General features: G+C 36.1%; 27 protein-coding genes, 1 pseudogene and 3 riboswitches. All 28 genes and pseudogenes read left to right on the top strand.

Going from position 1 to position 25,575, the window contains the following annotated elements:
* The first annotated feature begins 133 nt into the window (after nucleotides 1–133).
* Nucleotides 134–1,120 (top strand): acyl-CoA dehydratase activase-related protein, encoded by a 987-nt coding sequence (locus U473_RS08780; protein WP_068725424.1) that lies wholly within the window; start codon nucleotides 134–136, stop codon nucleotides 1,118–1,120.
* An 11-nt stretch (nucleotides 1,121–1,131) separates the two neighbouring features.
* Complete coding sequence (locus U473_RS08775) at nucleotides 1,132–2,226, top strand: 2-hydroxyacyl-CoA dehydratase (RefSeq protein WP_068725422.1); 1,095 nt, start codon at nucleotides 1,132–1,134, stop codon at nucleotides 2,224–2,226.
* Nucleotides 2,227–2,238: 12 nt separating this feature from the next.
* The gene (locus tag U473_RS08770) at nucleotides 2,239–3,219 is read left to right on the top strand and encodes an acyl-CoA dehydratase activase (RefSeq protein ID WP_068725420.1); all 981 of its coding nucleotides are present in this window, start codon (nucleotides 2,239–2,241) and stop codon (nucleotides 3,217–3,219) included.
* Nucleotides 3,220–3,283: 64 nt separating this feature from the next.
* A riboswitch (Fluoride riboswitch) is annotated at nucleotides 3,284–3,348 on the top strand.
* Nucleotides 3,349–3,438: 90 nt separating this feature from the next.
* On the top strand, nucleotides 3,439–3,843 hold the full coding sequence (gene crcB, locus U473_RS08765; protein ID WP_068725417.1) for a fluoride efflux transporter CrcB: 405 nt from the start codon (nucleotides 3,439–3,441) through the stop codon (nucleotides 3,841–3,843).
* Nucleotides 3,843–4,202 (top strand): fluoride efflux transporter CrcB, encoded by a 360-nt coding sequence (crcB, locus tag U473_RS08760; RefSeq protein WP_181482168.1) that lies wholly within the window; start codon nucleotides 3,843–3,845, stop codon nucleotides 4,200–4,202. Before crcB (U473_RS08765) ends, crcB (U473_RS08760) begins: the two co-directional genes overlap by 1 nt.
* Before the next feature lie 143 nt (nucleotides 4,203–4,345).
* Nucleotides 4,346–5,263 (top strand): substrate-binding domain-containing protein, encoded by a 918-nt coding sequence (locus tag U473_RS08755; RefSeq protein ID WP_161937315.1) that lies wholly within the window; start codon nucleotides 4,346–4,348, stop codon nucleotides 5,261–5,263.
* On the top strand, nucleotides 5,260–7,170 hold the full coding sequence (locus U473_RS08750) for a sensor histidine kinase (protein ID WP_068725410.1): 1,911 nt from the start codon (nucleotides 5,260–5,262) through the stop codon (nucleotides 7,168–7,170). The genes U473_RS08755 and U473_RS08750 overlap by 4 nt, the downstream gene beginning before the upstream one ends.
* Nucleotides 7,142–7,804, top strand: a complete 663-nt coding sequence (locus tag U473_RS08745; protein WP_235589090.1) for a response regulator transcription factor — start codon at nucleotides 7,142–7,144, stop codon at nucleotides 7,802–7,804. Before U473_RS08750 ends, U473_RS08745 begins: the two co-directional genes overlap by 29 nt.
* Nucleotides 7,805–7,967: 163 nt before the next feature.
* Nucleotides 7,968–8,078, top strand: a riboswitch (molybdenum cofactor riboswitch).
* A 123-nt stretch (nucleotides 8,079–8,201) separates the two neighbouring features.
* Entirely contained in the window at nucleotides 8,202–9,122 is a 921-nt protein-coding gene (nrfD, locus tag U473_RS08740; RefSeq protein ID WP_068725408.1) for an NrfD/PsrC family molybdoenzyme membrane anchor subunit, read from the top strand.
* Between the two features lie 34 nt (nucleotides 9,123–9,156).
* Entirely contained in the window at nucleotides 9,157–11,700 is a 2,544-nt protein-coding gene (locus U473_RS08735; protein WP_068725405.1) for a molybdopterin-dependent oxidoreductase, read from the top strand.
* A gap of 28 nt (nucleotides 11,701–11,728) precedes the next feature.
* Nucleotides 11,729–12,415 carry a 4Fe-4S dicluster domain-containing protein gene (locus U473_RS08730; protein ID WP_068725403.1) on the top strand — a complete coding sequence of 229 codons (687 nt, stop codon included), beginning with the start codon at nucleotides 11,729–11,731 and terminating at the stop codon, nucleotides 12,413–12,415.
* Nucleotides 12,416–12,433: 18 nt separating this feature from the next.
* Entirely contained in the window at nucleotides 12,434–13,051 is a 618-nt protein-coding gene (locus U473_RS08725; RefSeq protein WP_068725400.1) for a TorD/DmsD family molecular chaperone, read from the top strand.
* A 63-nt stretch (nucleotides 13,052–13,114) separates the two neighbouring features.
* A complete protein-coding gene (locus tag U473_RS08720; RefSeq protein ID WP_068725398.1) occupies nucleotides 13,115–13,543 on the top strand; it encodes a 4Fe-4S dicluster domain-containing protein in 429 nt (142 codons plus the stop codon).
* Nucleotides 13,544–13,563: 20 nt separating this feature from the next.
* A complete protein-coding gene (locus U473_RS08715) occupies nucleotides 13,564–14,214 on the top strand; it encodes a 4Fe-4S dicluster domain-containing protein (protein ID WP_161937314.1) in 651 nt (216 codons plus the stop codon).
* Between the two features lie 117 nt (nucleotides 14,215–14,331).
* The gene (locus U473_RS08710; protein ID WP_068725394.1) at nucleotides 14,332–14,520 is read left to right on the top strand and encodes a twin-arginine translocase TatA/TatE family subunit; all 189 of its coding nucleotides are present in this window, start codon (nucleotides 14,332–14,334) and stop codon (nucleotides 14,518–14,520) included.
* A 236-nt stretch (nucleotides 14,521–14,756) separates the two neighbouring features.
* On the top strand, nucleotides 14,757–15,713 hold the full coding sequence (locus U473_RS08705; RefSeq protein ID WP_068725391.1) for a permease: 957 nt from the start codon (nucleotides 14,757–14,759) through the stop codon (nucleotides 15,711–15,713).
* Between the two features lie 74 nt (nucleotides 15,714–15,787).
* Nucleotides 15,788–16,030 (top strand): thioredoxin family protein, encoded by a 243-nt coding sequence (locus tag U473_RS08700; RefSeq protein ID WP_068725389.1) that lies wholly within the window; start codon nucleotides 15,788–15,790, stop codon nucleotides 16,028–16,030.
* Between the two features lie 108 nt (nucleotides 16,031–16,138).
* A riboswitch (molybdenum cofactor riboswitch) is annotated at nucleotides 16,139–16,269 on the top strand.
* 90 nt (nucleotides 16,270–16,359) lie between these two features.
* Nucleotides 16,360–17,160 carry a molybdate ABC transporter substrate-binding protein gene (gene modA / locus U473_RS08695; protein ID WP_235589089.1) on the top strand — a complete coding sequence of 267 codons (801 nt, stop codon included), beginning with the start codon at nucleotides 16,360–16,362 and terminating at the stop codon, nucleotides 17,158–17,160.
* 2 nt (nucleotides 17,161–17,162) lie between these two features.
* A pseudogene (gene modB / locus U473_RS15685) lies at nucleotides 17,163–17,839 on the top strand (molybdate ABC transporter permease subunit).
* Nucleotides 17,840–18,196 (top strand): ATP-binding cassette domain-containing protein, encoded by a 357-nt coding sequence (locus U473_RS15415; RefSeq protein ID WP_268807442.1) that lies wholly within the window; start codon nucleotides 17,840–17,842, stop codon nucleotides 18,194–18,196. It abuts the pseudogene before it with no gap.
* On the top strand, nucleotides 18,193–18,912 hold the full coding sequence (locus U473_RS08685; RefSeq protein WP_268807441.1) for a sulfate/molybdate ABC transporter ATP-binding protein: 720 nt from the start codon (nucleotides 18,193–18,195) through the stop codon (nucleotides 18,910–18,912). The genes U473_RS15415 and U473_RS08685 overlap by 4 nt, the downstream gene beginning before the upstream one ends.
* Nucleotides 18,913–19,102: 190 nt before the next feature.
* The gene (locus tag U473_RS08680) at nucleotides 19,103–20,107 is read left to right on the top strand and encodes an acyl-CoA dehydratase activase-related protein (protein ID WP_068725384.1); all 1,005 of its coding nucleotides are present in this window, start codon (nucleotides 19,103–19,105) and stop codon (nucleotides 20,105–20,107) included.
* On the top strand, nucleotides 20,104–21,198 hold the full coding sequence (locus tag U473_RS08675; protein WP_068725381.1) for a 2-hydroxyacyl-CoA dehydratase: 1,095 nt from the start codon (nucleotides 20,104–20,106) through the stop codon (nucleotides 21,196–21,198). The genes U473_RS08680 and U473_RS08675 overlap by 4 nt, the downstream gene beginning before the upstream one ends.
* Nucleotides 21,199–21,208: 10 nt before the next feature.
* Complete coding sequence (locus tag U473_RS08670; protein WP_068725379.1) at nucleotides 21,209–22,186, top strand: acyl-CoA dehydratase activase; 978 nt, start codon at nucleotides 21,209–21,211, stop codon at nucleotides 22,184–22,186.
* A gap of 85 nt (nucleotides 22,187–22,271) precedes the next feature.
* Entirely contained in the window at nucleotides 22,272–22,625 is a 354-nt protein-coding gene (locus tag U473_RS08665) for a carboxymuconolactone decarboxylase family protein (protein WP_068725376.1), read from the top strand.
* A gap of 66 nt (nucleotides 22,626–22,691) precedes the next feature.
* On the top strand, nucleotides 22,692–22,949 hold the full coding sequence (locus U473_RS08660; protein WP_068725373.1) for a hypothetical protein: 258 nt from the start codon (nucleotides 22,692–22,694) through the stop codon (nucleotides 22,947–22,949).
* 126 nt (nucleotides 22,950–23,075) lie between these two features.
* Nucleotides 23,076–24,101 (top strand): cation diffusion facilitator family transporter, encoded by a 1,026-nt coding sequence (locus U473_RS08655; RefSeq protein WP_082732453.1) that lies wholly within the window; start codon nucleotides 23,076–23,078, stop codon nucleotides 24,099–24,101.
* A 23-nt stretch (nucleotides 24,102–24,124) separates the two neighbouring features.
* Nucleotides 24,125–25,555, top strand: coding sequence for a dihydrolipoyl dehydrogenase (gene lpdA, locus U473_RS08650; RefSeq protein WP_235589088.1), 1,431 nt, complete (start codon nucleotides 24,125–24,127; stop codon nucleotides 25,553–25,555).
* Nucleotides 25,556–25,575 lie beyond the last annotated feature (20 nt).

Genomic DNA, 25,575 nt, shown 5'->3' with positions numbered 1-25,575 from the left:
ATCCTCCTCCATATGTCTGTATTGTATCATGTAAAAGATCTTAAACCAAGTATGACAAACTATGTCATAAATGGATTGCTAGATTATTAAAATGGTTATAGGTATTCAGGTTAACGTGAGAGGGGTAAGAAGGATGAAAATAGGGATCCCAAGAGCGTTACTCTACTATTATTACGTTCCATTTTGGAAAAAGTTTTTCGAGGAATTGAAGATGGAAGTAATTATTTCTGAAGAGACAAACAAAGTGATTGTTGATAAGGGTGTGAAAGAATCTGTTCCAGAAATTTGTGTACCCATTAAATTATTTGTTGGCCATGCAATTCAACTATTAAAACAGAATGTGGATTATATATTTGTACCACGAATGGTATCCATTACTAAAGGGGAATACTTTTGCCCTAAGTTTATGGGATTACCTGACATGATGAAGCATGGCCTAGAAAAAATGGAAGACAAAATTCTAACTTGTTATATACAATCAAACAGCGACGATATCTCTGACTATAAAAACTACCTATCTCTAGCAAAATCTTTAGGTGTGAATGAAGAACAAATACAAAACGCTGCAAAGGTAGCAAGCGAGGAATGGCTTACCTTTAGAATGTACAATAAATTAGGGTATACAGTTCCTAAAGCAATAGAACTGACCAAAAACACTTACACAGTAAAACCTGCTAAAGAATACAAAAGCAAATCTTCTCTACGCATTGGCTTATTAGGCTATGTCTACAATATTTATGATCCATTTATCAATATGGATGTCATCGAAAAATTACGAGAATTACAAGTGGAGTTTATTACCTTTGATATGATGGATGAACAAACATTGGTTGAATCGATAGAACAAATGGAAAAAGTACTATTCTGGACTTTTAGCAATAAAGTATTAGGGGCTGGATACCATTTATTTAACCGGTCTGATCTAGATGGTATCATCCAGATTACCGCTTTTGGATGCGGTCCGGATTCTTTTCTGAGTAAATTATTTGAAATAAAGTCAGATGACACAGGGATTCCCTTTATGATGGTTCGAGTAGATGAACATACAGGTGAGAATCATTTGCAGACAAGAATTGAAGCGTTTGTAGATATGTTGAAAAGAAAGAAACAGGTGGGGTAGGGGGGAGAAAGATGAGAGTTACTTTTCCATATATGGGGACTGTCATCATTTATAAAAAAATATTAGAGCTTTTAGGTCATGATGTGATTGTTCCTCCCAAACCTTCACAAAAAACATTAGACTTAGGGGTTAAAAATAGCCCAGAATTTGCTTGTTTTCCATTTAAAACAATCATGGGAAGTTATCTCGAAGCTTGTGAACAAGGTGTAGAGACAATTGTCACAAGTGGCGGGCATGGTCCATGCCGAGCAGGGTTTTATAGTGAAATACATAAAAGAATACTAAAAAATATGGGGTTTCATGTGGATGTAATCGTCTTTGATTCAATCTTTAGAGATAAAAACAAGTTTATGGAAAATGTAAAAAAGCTTAAGGGAAAAAATTCCTGGATCAAAGTGGCTTGGGCCATTAAATTAACCTATGATATGATTCAAGCCATTGACCGATTTGATAAAAAAATCCATCAAATGAAACCATATGAAGTCATCCCAGGTACGGTCAATAAAGCTTGGGAGTTGATTCAAAGGGAATTCGATCAAGTCTATACGAGAAAGCAATTAAGGGAAGCGATCAAAAAGAGTGAGGAAATCGTTAAAGAGGTTCAAATCCAAGAGGTAGGGGATGAGAGACGAGTCCGAATCGGAATTGTAGGTGAAATTTACGTTGTAATGGAGCCCTCTATCAACATGGAAATTGAAAATGTTCTAGGCGAACTAGGGTGTGAAGTGGAAAGATCCCATTACTTATCAGAATGGGTAAGATATAATATGGTTCCAAACTTTTTAGGAAAATCGCATGAAGAGGAGATACTAAAAAAAGGGGAACCATTTATTGAAATCGAGATAGGAGGGCATGCTAAGCAAACGGTTGGACAGATCATCGATTTTAAAGAGAAGGGATTTGATGGTATCATTCATCTCATGCCCTTTGGCTGTTTACCTGAGCTAATCTCACAAAGTATTATCCCTAAAATCTCTAAGCTACAAGATATTCCTGTGCTAACCCTATCCTTAGATGAACAAACAGGCCAGGCAAACAGTAGAACAAGATTAGAGGCCTTTATTGATTTGATAAAAAGTAAGAAGTTAAACAGGGTTTCAGCATAAGGGGGGATTAACGTGGGAAATGCTTATGTTGGTATCGATGTAGGCTCGGTAAGTACAAATGTCGTTGCAATAGACGATGAGAATCAAGTACTTTTTGATTATTATGTGCGAACAAATGGCCAACCGATTCAATCTGTAAAAAAAGGATTAGAAGCCCTAAGGACAATTCTAGATCGCAAGGACATCGTTAGTGCAATAGGAACAACTGGTAGTGGAAGACAACTTGCAGGTGTAATGGTAGGAGCAGATGTGGTGAAAAATGAAATAACTGCTCATGCAGTAGCAACGGTTTACTATGTACCAGAAGTAAGAACGATTTTCGAAATCGGAGGACAGGATTCGAAAATCATCATCGTTAAAGACCAGATGGTTGTCGATTTTGCCATGAATACGGTTTGCGCCGCTGGAACAGGTTCGTTTCTTGACCATCAGGCTGAACGTCTTGGAATTCCGATTGAAGAGTTTGGTGAGCTTGCATTAACGGCCAAGAACAATGTTAGAATTGCTGGACGTTGTACGGTTTTTGCCGAGTCAGATATGATAGCTAAACAGCAATTTGGCTTTTCCAAGGCAGAAATTATCAATGGACTTTGTCAGGCATTGGTTAGAAACTATATGAACAATCTCGCACGTGGTAAAGCATTAGAACCGCCTTTTGTCTTTCAAGGTGGAGTTGCAGCCAATGTAGGAATTAAAGCTGCGTTTGAAAAGGAGATTGGTCATAAGGTGATCATTCCCAAATATCATCATGTGATGGGGGCTATTGGGGCAGCGATTTTAGCAAAAGAAGAAGTGGCAAGAACGGGAAGTATCACTCATTTTAGAGGATTTTCTTCTTTACAAACTGAATTTGTACCAAGTAGTTTCATCTGCTCAGGATGTTCCAATATGTGTGAAGTGATAAAAGTAAAAATGGGTGGCCAGACGGTGGCAATGTGGGGAGACCGCTGCGGAATGTGGCAAGAAAAATTAAAAAAGGTACAAATTATATAATGAAAGTATTAAAGTAGTAGGTTGATTCGCGCAATTAACTATATTATAATTTAAAAATAAATGCTAAATAATGGGCGATGGAGTTCGCCTTAAACTGCCTAATCATAGGCTAATGACTCCTACCAGAACATGATATTTATGTTTTGGTAGGAGTTTTTTGGTAAATTATACTATGTATTGATTATAATATGACTTAAAATTGTCAAGAAGGTGAAAAGGATGATTTATTTTGTCGTTGGTTTAGCAGGAGTAATAGGTTCTTTACTTCGCTATTATTTAGGCTTGTCGATTCATTCATGGTGGATCACTTCTTTTCCATTAGCGACTTTAATGATCAATTATCTTGGTTCATTTACTTTAGGATGGTTTAATGAGAGAATCACCCAATCGTATTCTGTCCCAGAATGGCTTCGCTTAGGATTTGGAACTGGATTGATCGGTTCGTTTACTACTTTCTCCACTTTTAGTGTTGAAACGATGACTTTAATGAATCAGGGATTGTGGGAGATGGCCTTCGTCTATGTATTACTTAGTATGGTTGGAGGACTCTTGTTTGCCTATTTCGGTTTTCGTGTGGCCTATTTCCAACTTAGGAAAAGTAAAGAAGGGATGGAGACAGCGTGATATTAAATGGAATTTATGTTGCGATAGGTGGCTTCTTTGGAGCGATTACTCGTTATAGTATGGGAAGATGGATTTCAAAACGAGTGCAATCTTCTTTTCCTTTTGGCACTTTTATCATTAACCTATTAGGTTCATTTTTGTTGGGGCTTTTGTTTGGAACCCGTCTTGTGGGACCTACAGCTTTATTGTTAGGTACTGGGTTTATGGGAGCATTTACTACCTTTTCCACATTTAAAGTAGAAAGTATCAAGCTAAGCACTTCAAAAGAGTGGAGAACAATGATTCTTTATGTGGGATTAAGTTATACTTTAGGTGTTCTTCTGGCATTCGTTGGATATTTGATTGGGTTGAGCCTCTAATTTTGAGATTTAAGATTAGAGTTTTTTTGTTCTCATTTTACTCTTAAAAGATTGAATCTTTTCTAACAATTTGTTTATCTGTCCCCCATTTACGGTTTTATGCTTTATAATGATGGTAACCTGTGAATGGAAGGAAGATGTTGATGCGAAAACTTTTCTTCTCCCTTATGACTATCTTGTTATTTTTTTCTACCGCATGTTCAAGCCAAGAGTCACTTCCCTATGTTTCCTTATCTAACCAAAATCAACAAGGTTCTATTCAAGATCGAGAACCAGAAAATGCAATTCGGGTTGGAATAGCATCTGTCATTTCTCCACAAGCGACAAGGGTTGGATACGATGCATTGGTTGACTATATGGAAGAAAATTTAAACTTACCAATTACTTTGATCCAAGGGAAAACTTATGCAGAAATGAATCAATTGATCAAAGAGGGTAAAGTAGATATTGCCTTTATCTGTACTTTATCCTATGTGATGGGGGAAGAGGATGAATATATGGATGGCATTGCTGCACCTATGGTGGATGGAAAACCATTATATCGTTCTTACACGATTGTAAGAAAAGATAGTGGTATTTCATCCTTAGAAGATTTAAAGGGAAAAAGCTTTGCCTTTACTGATCCAAATTCGTACTCAGGTCGACTTGCTATGCTATATTTATTGAAAATGAAAGGGGAGACAGCAGAATCCTTTTTTTCTAAAACTTATTATACCTATAGTCATGATTATTCTGTAAAAGCAGTAACTAATGGTCTTGTTGATGGTGCTGCAGTGGATAGTTTAGTTTATGACCAAATGAAAGCCCTTGATCTAGAAGAGACTAAAAACATTCAGATTATTGAAAATGGTGAGTGGGTTGGTACTCCCCCTATTGTTGTTTCTAAAAAGGTATCGACTAATCTGAAGAAACAAACACAAGATCTTTTGCTAAACATGAATCAAGAGGAAAAAGGGAAACAAATCTTAAAGAGTTTAAATATAGAGCAATTTGTTCCGATCGATTATAAAAATTACCAACCGATATTAGAGATGGCGAAGGCTGTAGGTGAACAGCCATGAAAATGATCAGTTGGTATCAAAGGATAATTAAACTTCTTAAAGAGATACCGATTCAAGTAAAAATCTATGGTATGGTTTTTTTCGTGATTATTACAATTACTGCCTTAAGTTTAATAGAAATTCGCTTATCTATGATTGAAACGCTTTCTACTCAATTAGAGGAAAGGGTTAAATCTGTAGGTAGGGATGTGGCAGTAAGAAGTGGCGATCTTTTGTTGACACAAAATGTATATCTTTTGCATGAGCTGGCACAGGAAACGGTAAAAAACAATCCAGATATAGAATATGTCTTTATGCAAGACGAGAAGGGCAAAGTCATTGTTCATACGTTTGGGGAAAAAGGAATAAGTCAAGATTTGGTCTTAGCGAATCAAGTCAATCCTGATGATGAGCTTCATTTACAAAAATTTATGACAGAGCGTGGGGTAATTCGTGATGTAGCCATTCCAATTATTCAAGGGGTTGGAGGAACTGTTCGTGTAGGGATCACTGAGGAATCTTTAAATCAAGCGCTGAGACAAATTACGGCTAATCTGACCTTTACAATGATAATTGTTTTACTCTTTGCTGGCATTATTTCATTTCTATTAACAAGATTGATCACAACACCTATTACCCAATTATTAAGAATGACAAAAGAGGTTTCTAAAGGTAATCTATCCATTCGTGTAAAGCCACAAGCAAATGATGAAATTGGGTTGTTGACAAATGCCTTTAACCAGATGTTATCTGACTTAGAAGAAGCAGAAAAAGAAAAGAGAGTATATGTTCAGAAGATTACCTTTCGTAACCGAGAACTCTCTTTATTAAACGAGTTATCTGGACATATTACTTCAGTTAAACAAATGAAAGCCATGTTAGAGCATTTTGTGATGAGATTAGTAGAGGAGCTAGATTTTAATTCTTGTGTCTTAAAAGTTGAAATTCTGGATAATTGGGAGTTTTTTAAGTATTTTCGACCTGAATGCTCATGTATGAAAGAAATCCCTCTGAAAGTAAATCACCTTACTTGTTATACTGTGGATAAGCAAAAACATCACTATGAATTCACGATTAAAATCAATGAAAAAATCATTGGAAGATTTGATATTTGTAGCTGTCGGGAACTTGATGAACAATCGATTAATATCTTAGAGTCATTATCTAATCAATTAGCTGTTTCTCTTGAAAATATGCAACTATGGCATGAGCTTAAGCAAAAAGAAGAGATACGCCAAAAATTATTAGAAAAGTCGATTAAAGCACAGGAAGAAGAACGAAAACGGATTGCAAGAGAACTACATGATGAAACAAGTCAATCTCTTACCTCGATACTGCTTGGTTTAAGTATGTTAAATGAGCAAAAGGACGAACAGGAACGGGTAAATTTATTACAAAACTTAAGAACAATGATTCAACATACATTAAAAGAAGTTCATGAAATGGCTTGGCAATTAAGACCAAGTGTATTGGATAAATTTGGTTTAACCGTGGCTTTAGAGCGATATATTGAAGAATATCAACATAAATATGCAATCGATGTAGATTTGTATATGGACGGGATTAAAGAAAATCGGATGCAAGCGGAAATCGAAATTGCCATTTACCGGATTATTCAAGAGGCATTAACCAATGTTGCTAGGTATGCGCAAGCACAAAATGTGAGTGTAATCATTGACCAGATTGAGAATCTATTAACCGTAATTGTCGAGGATGATGGAATCGGATTTAACGTTGATCAAGTGTTAAAAAGAGATCCTTCAAAATATAATCTAGGGTTACATGGAATGCAAGAAAGAGCATCTTTAATTGGGGGCACGATTACCATCGAATCAAAACAAGGGAAAGGAACGACGATTTTTCTAAAAGTTCCCCTTTCAAAAGGAGGTGCACTAAGCATTGGAGAAAATCAAAGTACTGCTAGCTGATGACCACCCTATGTTTCGGTCAGGCTTAAAATCAGTTATTATTTCAAATCCGCAATTAGAAGTGGTGGGTGAAGTAAGTCGTGGAGATGAAGCTGTAACACAAGCAATCATAAAAAGGCCAAATATTATCATTATGGATATCAATATGCCTGGAATAGATGGCATCGAGGCAACAAAGCAGATCAAAGAAAAAAATCGGGACACCAAGGTGATTTTATTAACGATGTATTCAGATGAGGCATATTTAAAAGAGGGATTAAAAGCCGGGGCTTCTGGATACGTCTTAAAAAAGGCAGTAGATATGGAACTTTTATCTGCGATTCGTACCGTTTTAAATGGCGAAAACTATATTTATCCTACCTTGATTCCAAGCCTTTTTACCAAGTCAGTTAATCATGACCAAGAGGAAAAAAATGATGAAGGTGTATTAGAGGAGATCTTAAGTACCAGAGAGAAAGAGGTTTTAAAATATATTGCTTTAGGTTATACTCACCAAGAAATAGCCGACACATTATTTATTAGTGCAAAAACAGTAGATACGTATAAGTCAAGAATCATGGAAAAAATCAACGTAAAGAAAAGATCTGATTTAGTTCGTTATGCATTAAAACAGGGAATCATATCCCATGAATAAATGCATTTAGGATGCAACATATACATGTAGGGAATTCCGTGTAGGGGTTTTCCTTACATGTATTTTTTTTGCTCTATTTTCCCGACAATTTATAGTACTTCACCTGATACATCGTCAAAAAAAAATATGAGAAGATATGCACAAGGAAAATAAACTTACAAAGTAAATATGTTGTCCCCGAGCTGCATTGTCCCCCTGGGAGAATGTAGCCGCTGGGTGTAAAAAGCAATTTTTACGCCTTCCGCTTTTGAAAAGGGGGCCTTCTTAATCCAAGGGAGGTCTCTATTTTTATGTAAAATTTATGTGATATTTCTCACAATAACGAGCTAAGAAAGGGGGAGTTAAAAAACCTATTTAATAGATAGTCTAACAAAGAATGAAAAAGGAGGTAAATGTGATGCAGGGATATATCCCATGGGATTATCGAATTACGATTGATTTGTTTCTTGGTGGATTAGGCATTGGTGTATTTCTACTATCTATCATTTTAAGCTTCTACAACAAAGAACAATATGAGAAAATAATAAGACAAACCGCTTATCTGGCTCCTATTCTCGTTGGAGGTGGTCTACTCTTTTTAATCAGTGAACTTGGTAGGCCAGAACGATTCATTACCACGATGTATCGTTTTAATCCTCATTCTGTTACTTCTTGGGGTGGAGTCATTCAGGGGATTTTTGTTCTTCTCTCGTTAATTCATGCGTTCATAATCTTTAAGAAAAATACAAAGAACCCATTTTTTAAACCAGTACAAATCGCTGGTGCTATTTTTGCAATAGGCGTAGGAATCTATCATGGGCTCCTTTTAACCTCATTAGATCGTCCGTTATGGAATGGAGGCGTGGTAACACTATTATTTTTGGTTTCCTCATTACTAGGTGGAACAGCAATTGTGATCATCCTTAAGTCTTTTTATTTTTCAGTTGCAGTTCCGAAAGATGTACGTTCACAAGTAACCTTATCTAATGAAGGTTTTGGAAAGAATTTTAACTTTACTTATCCGCTTTTCTTCTTATCTGGACTACAGATTATTTTAGTAATGATTTGGCAAGTTACCATGTACAGATCGGGACAAACAAATATTGAAGCATTTAAAGCGATGATGGATGACTACAGCTTTTTATGGTGGGGAATTGCCATTGTTGTAGGATTGATTATTCCCTTTATTGGAGGCATTTATCAATTGGCAAAGAATCATAAAGAAGAAATGGCGAATGGTTTAGCATTGACCCTTTCTATATTTATTCTCGTAGGTAGTGCAGTGCTAAAACATATTCTACTTCAAGCTGGGCAAATAAGCATTCCTTTCTTCTTATAAGCAAGATCATGAACGATCATGGAGGTGGAAAAATATGCAATTATCAAGAAGAAGCTTTTTAAAAGCAACTGCTGCAACTGGATTATTAGCTGCAGGAATGAAGTCGGTACAACCATCCTTAACTGCATTTGCTGATGGCAATCAAAATAACGATGCCTCTTTGAAAGGGGAATGGAAAGCATCAACATGTCAAGGTTGTACATCATGGTGTCCTGTTCAGGTTTATGTGGTGAATGGCAGAGCAATCAAGGTGAGAGGGAACCCTTTTTCAAAAGCAAACCATGGGAAGATCTGCCCAAGACCTCATTTAGCACTACAACAGTTGTACGATCCCGATCGTGTTAAAGTACCGATGAAAAGAACAAATCCCAAAAAGGGTAGAAATGAAGATCCACAATTTGTACCTATTTCATGGGAAGAAGCAATCGATACCATTACTAATAAAATGATCGAATTAAGAAAAACAGGGGAAACCCATAAATTTTTGGTATTACGTGGACGTTATTCTTATCTAAATGGAACGATTTATGATGCCATGCCAAAAATTTTTGGCTCACCAAATGGAATCTCTCACAGTGCAATTTGTGCCGAGGCAGAAAAATTTGGTCCATATTTTACTGAGGCATATTGGGATTATCGCGATTATGACTTAGCAGAAACGAGATATGTATTATTATGGGGAGGAGATCCGATTGCATCAAACCGCCAAGTTCCCCATGCGATGAATGTTTGGGGAGATGTTATGGACCGGGCAAAAGTAGCCGTTGTCGATCCAAGACTATCTGCCACAGCTTCGAAGGCTGATGAGTGGTTACCTGTCATTCCAGGTGAAGATGGGGCTTTAGCAGTAGCAATCGCTCATGTGATTCTTGTAGAGGGCTTATGGAATAAAGAATTTGTTGGGGATTTTGTAGATGGTGTTAATCAATTCAAAAAAGGAGTCACCATCGCCGAAGATTCATTTGTTGAAAATTACACATATGGGCTAATCAAGTGGTGGAACTTAGAATTAAAAGATCGTACACCAGAATGGGCTGCAGAAAGGTCAGGTATTCCTGCAGAACAAATTAGAAGAGTTGCCATAGATTTTGCTAAAGCGGCTCCTCGGGCAATTTCTTGGTTATCACCTGGCGCTTCCATGCAGGTTCGTGGTGGATATATTGCAATGGCTACACATGCATTAAATGGATTAGTTGGTTCGGTTGAAAATGTTGGTGGAACATTACGATCTGCTAGTGTTCCTGTGGATGATAAACCGCCGGCCTATGATAATTACCAGGATGAAATCGCAAAAACCAATTCTCACAAACAGAAAATTGACCAAAGGGGTTACAAAGAATTCCCAGCATTAAAGAAAGGAAAATCAGGTGGTGGTGTAGTTACCAATCGAACTGCAGATGCTATCCTAAATGAAGATCCATATGACATAAAAGTAGCCATTGGTTATTGGAACAATTTTGCTTTTTCTGCTGCAGGGGCTGATCGTTGGGAAAAAGCATTCAGTAAACTCCCATTCTTTGCACATATTACCGTAAACCCAGCAGAGACGACCCAATTTGCAGATATCGTATTACCTGCTGCTCATCAATTATTTGAAAAATTAAGCTTTATTAAAAACAAACAAAATAAATATTCGTATGCCTCTTTAACCAATCGTGTAATTGAGCCGTTGTGGGATGTAAAAATCGATGAAACAGAAATCCCATGGTTAATCGCAGAATCACTTGCAAAAAAAGGGTTCCCAAATCTATTTGATTATTATAAAAATGAATTTAAAGATCCGGAAACTGGAAAATCACCAACAAATGGTTGGGAATTCACCCTATATGCAACCAAAATGAAAACCAAAGATGTCTGGGATCCAACTGTTGAGAAAAAGGGTGATTTATTAAAAGGTTGGGATGATTTTGTTGCAAAAGGGGTTTGGAATTCTGTTGAAGCTCCATATAAAAAACATTGGGAAGATTTCGAAACGAAGACGAAGAAGTTTGAATTCTATAGTGAAACTTTAAAAGAGGCACTTCAACATCATGCAGAAAAACACCAAGCAGATATTGACGATATTATGAAAACGACAAAATATTTAGCTCGTGGTGAAATAGCTTTTATTCCCCATTATGAAGAGGCGTTTCGCTGGGGAGATGAAAAAGAATATCCATTTATTTTCTTTGAACATCGTTCAAGATTAAATCGGGAGGCTCGTTCGGCTAATACCTTATGGTATCAAGAATTTAAAGATGCAGATCCTGGTGATGAATCTTGGGATGATGTAGCAAAAATTAATCCAGTTGATGGAGTAAAATTAGGAATTAAAACAGGGGATAAGATTAAAATTACTTCTCCTACAGGTTCCGTTACATGTACGGCTAAATTGTGGGAAGGGGTAAGACCAGGGACTGTAGGCAAATGTTATGGGCAAGGTCACTGGGCTTATGGCCGAATTGCTGCCTTAGACTACAATAAGAAGATTGCTAGAGGTGGCAATAACAACGAGATCCTTCCTGCAGACTATGAGCGATTGAGTGGAAGCACAGCACGTCACGGTGGAACAACAAGAGTAAAAATTGAAAAAGCTTAATAGAAAAAACTTGCGGAGGTGATAATAAATGGCTCGATACGCAATGGTAATCGATTTGCATAAATGCGCTGGATGTAGTGCTTGCCAAATATCATGTAAGAATGAAAATAACGTATCTGAAGGAATGTTTTGGTCTTGGCATATCACAAGAACAACAGGAACCTTCCCTAATGTCAAATATGAATATGTTCCTACTTTATGTAACCACTGTGAAAATGCTGCATGTGTGAAGGCTTGCCCGACAGGAGCGATGTATAAAGATGAAAACGGGTTAACCCTTCATGATCCAGATAAATGTATTGGTTGTAAGAGTTGTATGCAAGCTTGTCCATATGGTGTTATTAACTTTAATAAAAAAGAACCTCATGAATATTGGCGGAATAATGAAGCACTTATTAAGGGTGGAACTGCTAGTGGAAAAGAAACAGCAGAAAAATCTGGAGAGAAAATTCCCTATTATAATCCCGATCGTGCGAAAACATATGAGGGGATTCGACCCAAGGGAATCGTTGAGAAATGTACATTCTGTGATCATCGTTTAAAAGAAGGGGAGCAACCATACTGTGTCACTTCTTGTCCAGCTGATGCTAGATTAGTAGGGGACTTGGATGATCCAAATGATCCAATCCATGCAATGATGGCAAAATACAAAGTCTCTGTATTAAAGCCGGAAAAGGGAACGAAACCAAAGGTATTCTATTTAAGAGAATATTAAAATGAGGGGGATCACATCATGACAATGGTTTTAGGCCAAGAAGTGCATATTACTAGAGCAAATATTTATAAAGTACTCTCTCATTTATATTATCAACCTGTAAAAGAAACAAGAGAGTTACTTCATCAATTAAGAGAAATCATGATGCAATATAATCTCTCACTTATTGGCCAAGTGGAGGAAATGACTAAGGATTTCCAAGCAAATGAAGATAATTTAATTCCTTTACTGGTTGAGCATGCCAAACTATTTATCGGACCATTTGATGTCCTAGCTTCACCCTATAGTTCTGTGTATTTAGATGGCGAGCGTAGAGTAATGGGTGATTCAACAGAAATTGCACTACATTATTATAGGGAAGCTGAATTAAGTATGGATGATCATTTTCTTGAACTCCCAGACCATATTTCTGTAGAATTTGAGTTTATGTATTATCTCATCTTTAAAGCAATTGAAAACAGTGATCCCCTTTATGATGATCTTCAAAAGAGGTTTCTACTGTCCCATCTGGGAGTATGGATTCCTCAATTTACAGATCGTATTGTGGAACGTGCAACAACAACATTTTACAAAGTACTTGGAGAGATTACAAATATCTTTATAAATCATGAGTTGCAACGAATTTCGGAAAATTAAAAAGATAGAGTATATCTTGTTCTGTTGAACGGATATACTCTCTTTTTCTAAGAGGTGGTCATCATGTGGCAATTTTTACTTGGTAGAATGATAGAAAAAGCGACAATCAGAACTAATCCTTCTGTATGCTTGCAGGTTCGTTATACTCAATCCAATTGCAAGTCTTGCCAAAACGCTTGTCCATATCAAGCGATATCAATTGATCGATCTAAGGTTGAAATAGAAAGTGAAAGATGTGATCAATGTGGAATATGTTCACATGTTTGCCCAACCCAAACTTTTCACCTTGAATCGGAAATGCTATCTGGTTATGAAAAAAAGATTCATGATAAGGAAACAGCGTGCTTTACTTGTCAAAAACAAGGAGAGGATTCAGATATCATTTTACCTTGTTTAAATGTGTTTACACCTGAATGGATAATGATGGCCACATTAAAAAAATATCGGTACAATTGTATTGGGATGAAAAAGTTTGTAAAGATTGTCATGTGAAATGGGATTCACAGGTTTTAATGAATTGGATAGAAACTTGGAATCAACAATTTCAGGAGCAGCCTAAATTCCAAGCACAGATCATCCATGAGAAAAGTCAGAAGAAAAGCAACTATAAATCGATTTCTCGCAGAGATTTTCTTATTGTCACAAAGAAACAAGTAAAACAACAGGTCGGCTCATTTATTTTTGATTCTTTTAAAGAAACATCGACCAAAGAGAAAATACCTTTTCAGCAAAAACGAGAGGTTTTGGTACAATTTATTCAAAAAATTACTCCTGATGATAAACAAGTAGATATTAAACTATTAGAACAGCTCAATATTGTTTATATTACTGCAGAGAATTCATGTACTTTATGTCAACGTTGCTCTATGATCTGTCCTACAGGAGCTCTACAGATTGAGAAAAATACCTACCAAAAATCGCTTCTTTTTAATCCGATAAAGTGTATAAACTGTGGTATTTGCACCACCCGTTGTCAACATTTAAAACAACAGACTCATACTAAAATTTCCTATAGCGACTTAGAACAAATTCATACATTGATCACGAAAAAGCAAGATACCTGTCCATCATGTGGAGAATTAAAAAATGAAGATCAAGAATGTTGTGAGGATTGTCATTTAGTAAGAAAAAGTAGGGAAGGGTTGTTACAGACTTTATTTTAAAAAAACCACAAAAGTGACGCTTTCCTTCCAAGCGTATTCCGATTACTTTTGTGGGGTCCCATGAATATGGTAAAAGAAAACTTTGCTTTCTTGTGCTTATGAAAGGAGGAGAACATCATGTTAAATAATATCGGAGTACCAGGGTTAATCTTGGTCCTTATTATCGCTTTAGTGATTTTTGGCCCGAGTAAACTACCAGAGATTGGACGAGCATTTGGACGTACATTATCTGAATTTAAGAAGTCAGCCAAAGAATTAACAAGTGATATAGATGAGACAATTGAAACGGAAAAAAACAAGGATTAGTACCTATGGAAAAGAGCTACCCTATAGTCATAAGTCATATTAAAGATTAGGTTAGCTCTTTTTGTTTTAAAAATAAAGTGTCTGATGATTTCCTTTCATTGCTCATCCAATTCTTATCATTTTAAGGAGCATTTTTTTATTGTAATCATTGACATAGTAAGTGAATATGATTATATTAGTATTTAGTTATATAATTATTTAATAATCAATTCGTTTGATGGGAATGGAGGGAGAGTATGATATACCGATTTGCGGAATGGTTGGTTGTGGATCTGTTTGGATTATCCATGGATTCAAGATTAGGTCAGTCTGTTCACTTTTTTATTTACGATACAACCAAAATTATATTATTATTGGCCACCATGGTTTTCGTCATATCATACATACGCAGTTTTTTTCCGCCAGAACGAACCAAGAGGTTTTTAACTGGGAAAAACGAGTATGTCGGGAATACTTTAGCAGCACTACTCGGGGTGGTTTCGCCGTTTTGTTCTTGCTCTACTGTACCGATTTTTATCGGCTTCTTAGAAGCAGGTGTGCCACTTGGAGTTACATTTTCTTTTTTAATCTCCTCCCCAATCGTGAATGAAGTGTCGTTAGTCATGCTATTTGGTTTGTTTGGATGGAAGATTGCTTTACTTTATATGTTTAGTGGAGTGGTTATTGCAATCTTTGCTGGAATATTCATCGGAAAATTAAAATTGGAGAATCAAGTAGAAGAGTACGTATATCATATTCAGTCTATTCCAGAAGAAGCAGCAACAATAGAAATGATCACTTGGAAAGAGAGAGCAAGGGATTCGTGGGATAATGTGAAAGACATATTAGGTCGAGTTTGGATTTATGTCATGATTGGGATTGGAATAGGAGCGGTCATTCATGGGTATGCGCCAGAAGATTTGTTAGTTCGTTATGCTGGAAAGGATAACTTTTTTGCCGTTCCCATTGCCACGTTAATCGGTGTACCCTTATATTCGAATGCTGTTGGTTCAATTCCTGTTATTGAGGCACTATTAGAAAAGGGGGTAGCGATCGGTACGGCATTATCTTTTATGATGGCGATGACAGCATTATCCTTGCCAGAAGTGATTCTTTTACGAAAGGTGATTAAGCCAAAACTGATCGGTTATTTCTTGGGAATTGTATCTCTTAGTATTGTCGGTATTGGTTACCTATTTAACGCTATTTTATAAAGAGAACTTTATCTGGATTATTTTTTGAAATAATTTGTATTTAGGTTAAAAACATCAAATATGGAGGGATTTAGATGTTAGAAATAAAAATCTTAGGAATGGGTTGCAAGAATTGTGTTCGGTTACAGAAAGAAGTAGAGGCAATTATGGAGGAAAATCAATTAAAAGCTAATATTCAAAAGATTCAGGATGTACCTGGAATCATGAAATACGGCATTATGAGTACGCCTGGTTTAGTAATCAATGAAAAGGTAAAATCCTTTGGTCGAATTCCGAAAAGGGAGGAAATTCTCCAATATATTAAAGAGGAATTGTAATACATGGGTATTCGCTAGCCTTATTCAAGGTTAATCTTGAATAAGGCAGTAATATTTGATATGCTAGATTATGGATAATTGTAAATATATCAGATAATACTAGTAACTATATAGTAACTTCTTCGAGCATATTAGCCTAAGGTTAATCTATGGCTGGTACGCCTGAGCAGTTAGCTCACAGGGTATATCTGGAAACGGATATGCCTTCCGTTATGAAAAGAAGGGGGGATTTTTATAGATTAAACTTAATCCTACTCTTAATAGAGTAGTTTTTTTATGCTTAAAGTTTAAGATATATAATAAATATGTTAAAGAAGGAGAGAGTCATTTTGAAACGATTTACATATCTATTAACTTTCTTACTATTATCTTTGATTATTTTTTCAGGATGTATGAATCCAGAAAATACTGGATTATCATCTGATCATTTAAACCATTCTCCAGAACTAACTGTTGCAGCAGCAGCTGATTTAAAGTTTGCATTTACAGAAATAGGGAAATTATTTGAAAAAGCAACCAACAGCAAGCTGATATTTTCTTTTGGCTCTACAGGTCAATTAACAGATCAGATTGAAAATGGCGCCCCCTTCGATGTGATTGCAGCAGCTAACATTGAATATGTTGACCGTTTAAGAAGTAAAAACATGATTATTGATGATACTCAACAAATTTACGGTGTTGGAAGAATCGGATTAGCAACATTAAAAACGAATCCTATCGAAGTTCAGACTTTAAACGATCTTCTAAAACCAGAAATCAAAAAAATAGCGATTGCCAATCCTGAACATGCTCCTTATGGTATAGCAGCTAGACAGGCGCTAGAATCAGCAGGCCTATGGGAAAAGGTAAAGGAGAAACTAGTATATGGTAAAAATATTTCAGATACCTTAATATTAATTGAAACAGGCAATGCAGATGCTGGGATTATCGCATTATCCATTTCAAAAAACGAAAAAATTAATTTTTATTTAATTGATGATACACTACATACACCGATTAAACAAGCCATTGCTGTGGTTAAAGGAAGCAAACAAGAAGATCTGGCTCGTTCCTTTATCAATTACGTAAATAGCAAAGAAGGTAGGGCCATTATGAAAAAATATGGTTTTATTCTTCCAGAGGAGAATTAAAAATGGATGGCATCAGTCTATTTCCATTATATCTTTCATTAAAAGTTGCATTTACGGCAACATTCTTTAGTATGTTGATGGGTATACCAATTGCTTATTATTTGAGTAGATCAAAAGGAAAATTAACGGATTTTGTTGATACAATCATTACACTTCCAGTGGTATTACCACCAACTGTTTTAGGTTATTATCTATTAGTTCTATTAGGAAGGCAAAATTTTATCGGAAAATTTCTAGAAAGTAAATTTGATATGATGATTGTTTTTACCCCGACAGGAGCAATTATTGCAGCAATGGTTGTATCCATTCCCTATATGATTAAATCTGTACGAACAGCCTTTTTAGATATTAACCCTGATCTTATAAATGCTGCAAGAGTTCTTGGCAGGACAGAATTAAATATTTTTTTGAAATTATGATTCCAATTTCATGGAGGGGAATCGCATCGGGCATAGCACTTAGCTTTTCCCGAGCTCTAGGTGACTTTGGTACAACTTTAATGGTTGCCGGTAATATTCCATATAAAACAACAACAATGCCGATCGCTATTTATGATGCTTTAATATCTGGAAATCATGAATTAGTTAATTTATTGGTTTTCATTATGACGATGATTTCTATTACAGTTTTATTTCTTATCAATCGTTTAGAAAAAAGAATGATTAAAGGACGATTATAAATGCTGGACATTTCTTGCAAAAAACAGATGGGTGATTTTCTTCTAGATATTACATTTCAATTCAAAAATGGTGTTCTTGGTATTCTTGGACCATCAGGAAGTGGGAAAAGTTTAACTTTACAATGTATTGCTGGATTAATCACTCCTGATTCAGGCCATATCACTTTAAATGGAAGAACTTTTTTTAGTTCCAGTGAAAAGATCAATATCCCTTCGCGATTGCGGAAAGTTGGTTATATGTTTCAGAATTATGCTCTTTTCCCTCATTTAACGGTTGAAGAAAATATAGCTTTTGGTATACATCAAATTGAAAAACATCAAAGAAAAGAGCTTGTTCATGACATGTTAAAAAAATGAAGTTGATCGGATACGAGCAACATTATCCATCCCAACTTTCAGGGGGGCAACAACAGAGAGTAGCCCTTGCCCGAACACTGATTACTGAACCTGAAATTCTACTTTTAGATGAGCCTTTTTCTGCTTTAGATAGCCATATAAAACATTTACTTGAACAAGAGCTTTTGGAAATAATTAGAAATAACTTTTCAGGAATCGTTCTTCTTGTTACTCATAATATTGAAGAGGCTTATCGTTTGGCTGATCAGATTCTTATTTTATCCCATGGTCAAACCGTTCAATTAGCGAATAAAAAGGAAATTTTTTATCATCCTGCTTCTTTAACTACTGCAAAATTAATTGGTTGTAAGAATATACTTGATGTTGATCGTATTGAAATAGAAAATGAGAAGTATATGATTGGATCAGGAACTCTTCGATTAAAGGTAGAAAATGGGAAATCCTATTCTTCTTCTCGATTAATAGCGGGTATTCATGCTCATGATTTATCGATAAGGAAAGAAAATTTAGCTCCAAAAGGAAATTCATATCTTTGTAACATTATAGGCTCAGTAGAAGGAGTTATTTATAACACATTAGTTGTACAGTGCGAAGGACAGATTTTTCATGTTGATATCACAAAGAATGAATATAAAAGAATAATGAAAGAAAGAGAACAGACATATTATCTTCATTTTCCTTCTGATAAGATTTTTCTAATGAAAAAAGAATTGTAATAACATAAAACATCAAAGCTCATAAGATGTAAAAGGGGTGACTAAATCGTCACTCTTTTTTATTTTCATCTAAAATTGAAATCGGAATTGTTACTATTATATTGATAACCATTGACTAATTTGTATATAATTATATAATAATATTTAGACGATATCGTCTATAGCGAAGCGGAAGAAAGGAGGAGAAATAATGAGAGTCGGAATACCAAGAGCGCTTTTATACTATTACTACATTCCATTTTGGCAACCATTTTTCGAGTCTTTGGGAGTTGAAGTAGTGATATCGGATGAAACGAACAAAGGAATATTGAATCAGGGAGTGAAAGAATCTGTTTCGGAAATCTGTGTACCTATCAAAATCTTCGTTGGTCATGCTAGAAGCCTTTTGAAAAAAGGGGTCGATTATATTTTTGTACCACGAATGGTTTCTATTTATTCTGGAGAATATTTTTGTCCTAAGTTTATGGGACTTCCTGATTTAGTTCGCCACGGGGTAAAGGATATGGATAGTAAAATATTGACCGTCTCTATCGAATCAAAGGATGATGACATTAGTCATTACAAACAATACTTACCTTTGGCAAAACAACTAGGAGTTAGTGAATCGCAAGTAAAAGAAGCTGCAAAAATTGCAGGGGAAAAATGGCGAGTATTCCGTACGATTAACAAAATGGGGTACATCATTCCAGAGGCAATGAAGATGGTTGATACGAAGCAACGATTAAATCTCGTTCCGAAACATGATCGGAATAAGATAAGACTAGGCCTTATGGGATACGTTTATAATATTTACGACCCATTTGTCAACATGAATATCATAGAAAAATTAAAAGAGCTTGACATCGAGTTTATCACATTCGACATGATTGAAGAAAATGAATTAAGAGAGAATATCAAACATCTGAAAAAGCCTTTGTTTTGGACCTTTAGTAACAAAGTTTTAGGGGCTGGATATGGGATGTTTCGAAATCGTTTGGTGGATGGCGTGATACATATCACTGCTTTTGGATGTGGACCGGATTCCTTTTTAGGGAAGTTGTTTGAATATGAGTCAGATGATACCGAGATTCCTTTTTTAACGGTTCGGATCGATGAACATACGGGTGAAAATCATCTTCAAACTAGAATTGAGGCCTTTGTCGATATGTTAAAACGGAAAAAGTATCGATTAGAAAGGAGGAGAAAAGTTACATGAAGGTATCATTTCCATATATGGGAACCGTCATCATTTATAAAAAACTATTGGAATTATTAGGCCATGAAGTGATCGTCCCACCACGTCCCTCACAAAAAACATTGGATTTAGGAGTGAAATATAGTCCTGAATTTGCTTGTTTTCCGTTTAAAGCGATTATGGGAAGTTACATAGAAGCATGTGAAATGGGAGCAGAAGTCATTGTAACCAGTGGAGGGCATGGACCATGCCGAGCAGGTTTCTATAGTGAAATTCATGGAAGGGAACTGAAAAGGCTAGGGTATAATGTGGAAATGATTGTTTTTGACTCTATTCAACGGGATCGGCAAACGTTCATGGAACATATTCGTAAATTAAAAGGAACTCATTCCTGGTTAGAGGTATGGAAGGCCGTAAAATTGACGTATGACATGTTGAAATATCTGGACGATTTTGATAAACAAATACATCGATTAAAACCATATGAAAGAACTATTGGAGATGCCGATCAAGCTTGGGAAAAAATCCAAGTGTTATTTGATCAAGTAAAGATACGAAAACAACTGATGCAAGCTGTTGAAAAAAGCAAGCAAATCATTCAAGCGATAGATCGTAAGTGGATAGATAAAACGGATCGAATCCGTATTGGAGTAGTAGGGGAAATTTATGTCGTACTGGAATCATCAATCAATATGGAAATTGAAAAACTGTTGGGCGAATTAGGGTGTGAAGTGGAACGTTCTCACTATCTCTCAGAATGGGTGAATGATAATATGTTACCTAAATTTTTGCGAGATCCACATGAAGAGCAAGTTATTCAAAGGGGAGAACCCTATATTGAAATTGAAATTGGAGGACATGCAAAACAGAGTGTTGGAAGTATTGTTGACTTTAAAGATCGTGGTTTTGATGGAATCATACATTTGATGCCGTTTGGATGTTTGCCAGAACTGGTCACTCAAAGTGTTGTTCCAAAGGTAGCCAAAGAAAATAATATTCCAATATTAACATTATCTTTAGATGAACAAACAGGTCAGGCAAATAGCCGTACTAGAATAGAGGCCTTTATAGATTTAGTAAAAAATATGAAATCTTTGAAAGTGACCGCGTAAGGAGGAGGAAATGGTGAAGGCTTATTTGGGGATTGATGTAGGATCTGTGAGTACCAATGTGGTAGCGATAGATGAGAGTAATCAAGTCTTATTTCATAAGTATCTACGTACAAATGGGCAATCAATCGATTCAATAAAAAAAGGATTAGAATCACTAAAACAAAAATTAGATGCAAAGTATGTGATTAGCGGCGTTGGGACTACGGGAAGTGGTAGACAAATTGCTGGGGTCATGGTTGGGGCTGATGTTGTGAAGAACGAAATTTCGGCGCATGCTGTAGCAGCCATTCAATTGGTACCTAATGTACGAACCATTTTTGAGATTGGTGGGCAAGATTCTAAGATTATTTTTATAAAAGATAAAATGGTTTCTGATTTTGCTATGAACACGGTATGTGCAGCAGGCACAGGATCGTTTCTTGACCATCAAGCTGAACGACTAGGAATTGAAATTGAGCAATTTGGAGAAATTGCCTTAACTTCAAGTAATGATGTGAGAATTGCTGGGCGTTGTACCGTCTTTGCAGAATCGGATATGATTGCAAAACAACAATATGGATTTTCTAAAGCAGATATTATTAATGGTCTTGCTAATGCATTAGTACGTAATTATATTAACAATTTAGCAAGAGGTAAAAAATTAGAGCCGCCATTTGTATTTCAAGGAGGGGTAGCTGCAAACATTGCAATTAAAGCTGCTTTTGAAAAAGAAGTAGGGCATAAAGTGATTGTACCTAAATACCATCATGTGATGGGAGCTATAGGTTCTGCGATTCTCGCAAGAGAAGAAGTAGAAAAAACCGGTAAACCTACTAACTTTAAAGGGTTCCATGCATTACAAACTGATTTTACTCCTTCAAGTTTTATTTGTCATAACTGTTCTAATCTATGTGAAGTCATAAAAGTAAAGATGAATGGTGAAACGGTGGCAATGTGGGGAGATCGCTGTGGGATGTGGCAGGAAAAAGTTCATCAAAGTGTATCATAAAAAAATTTATCAGTTAACTTTATATATGAACACATGTTCATATATTGTAATTAAATTATTTGTACTGCGAAAGGGGAAAAGGAAAATGACAATTGAAGAATTACTAGAACACATGAGACAGGAATCAGGCGCTAATCCAGTACCAATGGAGTTATTAAGTCAGTTGGATGAAAGTGCTGTATTTGAACACGTAAGTAATAAAAAATGGTTAAATAGTAAAACGGCAATCCCCAATAAGTACAAACACCTTATGAGTATTGCGGTTGCTGCAGCATTAGGTCAAGAACATTGTATTAAAACCTATGTGAAGGGGGCAATACGCCTAGGTTTTACGAAAGAACAGATTGCAGAAGCATTATTTGTTGCCCGCTTTGTAAAGGCTACAACAGTCATTTCCGCTTCTGTTCCTGCAATGGAAGCATTATTGAGTGAAGAATAGTAATCAAACATTATTTCATTGATCAGGGGGGTTAATCACAATATTATGATGGAGGAGGAGTTTGTAATGTATTGGATTATTTTAATTATTGTAGCGGCTGTAAGTCTTTTGATTGTGAATTATTTATTTTTTATGGGCAAACGTTTTAATTATGGAGGGGTATGGACCTCGTTGCTTGCAGCATTTATTGGAGCTTGGTTAGGGGACATTCTTTTAGGTAATTGGGGATGGATGGCATCTGGGTATAACATCTTAGCTGGATTCATCGGTTCTTTAGTGATTACCTATCTATGGAACCTTATTGCGGTAGACAGAAGTAAATAGAACAAGGTAGAAGTAAATAGAGAAAAATGGATTGTGGAGTAATAAAAAATTAACCTCCCTTATTTTTAAGAAGGTATCATTGGCGTCATTTTTTAAGAAGGAGCTACCGAGAAGGAGGGGCTGAAAATGCCGAAAAAAGGAAATTCGGTTGTATATCACGAAGACGAATATAAACATGAACATGATGAACATGATTATAACCATAAACATGATACAGATCATAAGCACAAAAGTGAACATTCCCATGGTCATTCTCATGGAGGACATGTTCATGCTGGATCAAGTAAAGGAGAAATGAAAAAGGCGATTCTGCTTGCATCGACCATTCTGGTTATCGAAGTATTAGGAGGGATTATCTCCAATAGTTTGGCTTTAATTAGTGATGCAGGACATATGTTAACGGATGTTGGAGCATTGTTGATTGCTTTTTATGCGATTCATAAGTCAGAACAGAAACCGAATGATAGGATGACTTATGGTTATCATCGTTCAGGGGTTTTAGCTGCTTTAATTAACGCATTATCTCTTTTAGTGATCACTGTTATTATTGTCTGGGAGGCATATAATCGTCTAATTTATCCTACAGCTATTGAAAATAGTAATGTTTTGTTTATCACAGCATCAATTGGTTTGGTCTTTAATCTATACATCGGTTGGAGTATGAAAGGGCATGATGAGAATATAAATGTTAAAAGCGCGATGTTACACATTTTAGGGGATGCAGCGATTTCAGCGGGTGTTTTGTTGAGTGGAATTATTATTTATTTCACAAAATGGTACCTGTTAGATCCAATTATAAGCTTTGTGATCGCCTTTATTATAGGATTAAGTTCTTGGAGAATCCTAAAGGAAACGTTTTTTATTCTCATGGAATCCGCACCAGATAATACGTTATTTGAACAAATTGCGAAACAAATAAAAAAACATCCACAGGTTCTAAACGTTCATGACTTGCATATCTGGAGTTTGACACCTGAACGAATTATGTTATCAGCTCATATTGTGGTTGCTGAAGGTGTAGGAAGCGTAGTGATTCAGGAATTACAAGAAATGCTTCAGCATGAATATCAAATTAAACATGTGACACTTCAATTAGAACATCAACATGAGATTCGGCATTCAACAGAAATGTTTTCTCTGGATATTGGATAAAGAAGAAAGGAAGGTAAAGTCAAATGGAAATGAATTCAAACAATATTTATGATCTTGTCTTTTTAGGTGGTGGACCAGGGGGATATGTAGGAGCAATTCATGCAGCGCAAATTGGACTTAAGGTAGCGGTAATTGAGAAGGATAAGGTAGGCGGTGTTTGTCTCCATCGTGGCTGTATACCAACGAAAGCTTTATTAAGAAGTGCGGAGATTTATCGAAATACGCTGGAAGCCGTACAATTCGGTATTCATACTGAAGGAGCTAGTTATGATTTTTCTAAAGTCCAAAGTAGGAAGCAAAAAGTGGTTGACCAATTACATCATGGTATTGAGTTCTTATTCAAAAAGAATAATGTAACACTGATTCATGGATATGGTGAGATTTTGGCTAAACCGAATGATTCGGATCTTCAACAACTACAAGTAGAAATGGAAAGTGGTGAGAAGATTGTTGTTAAGACGAAAAAAATTATCATTGGTACAGGATCTCGTCCTAAGTCTTTACCGGGATTAACTGTTGATGGGGAGTTTATCATGACTAGTGATGAAGCTCTAGAAATGAATCCTTTACCCAAATCAGTGATCATCATTGGTGGAGGAGTAATAGGAATGGAATGGGCCTCCATGTTACATGATTTTGGCGTAGAGGTGACCGTGATAGAGTTTTTACCACGAATTCTTCCATTGGAAGACGAAGAGATCAGCAAAGAAATGACTCGAGTGATGAAAAAAAGAAAAATAAAAATTTATACAAATTCAGCTGTACTTCCTGAATCAGTCAGAATTATAGACAATCAAGTTGAATTAAACGCAAAAAATGGGGAAAAGATCCTTCATTTTTCGTCTGAAAAGATTCTTGTATCTGTGGGTCGACAAGCAAATATTGAAAGGATTGGCTTAGAACACGTCAATGTAGAGGTGGAAAAAGGGCTTATTAAAGTCAATGAAGCTTTTCAAACCACGAATCCAGATATCTATGCGGTTGGCGATGTCATAGGGCGTCTTCAATTGGCACATGTTGCTTCACATGAGGCTATCCTAGCTGTTGATCATATTGCAGGGAAGAATCCTGATCCGATTGATTATCTTGCCATTCCAAGAGCAACGTTCACAAGCCCAGAAGTCGCTAGTTTAGGATTAACTGAATTGGAGGCGAGGGACAAAGGATATGAGGTAAAGGTTGGCAAATTCCAATTACGAGGGAATGGGAAGGCGCTTATCCATGGCGAAGTAGATGGAGTTATTAAAATTGTGGCCGATAAGATAACAGGTGAGATACTTGGGGTACACATGATGGGTCCGCATGTCACGGACATGATTACTGAAACTGCAGTAGCGAAAGTGATTGGAGCAACGGCTTCGCAAGTCGCCTATACGGTTCATCCTCATCCAACATTGTCTGAAGCAATCATGGAAGCAGGCCATGATGTGAATGATGAAGCTATTCATGCTTGATAAATAAATAGACACCAAAA

Origin of the sequence: Tepidibacillus decaturensis (assembly GCF_001561915.1) — a bacterium.
Classification (GTDB): Bacteria; Bacillota; Bacilli; order Tepidibacillales; family Tepidibacillaceae; genus Tepidibacillus_B; species Tepidibacillus_B infernus.
This window is presented reverse-complemented; position numbering and strand designations above follow the sequence as displayed.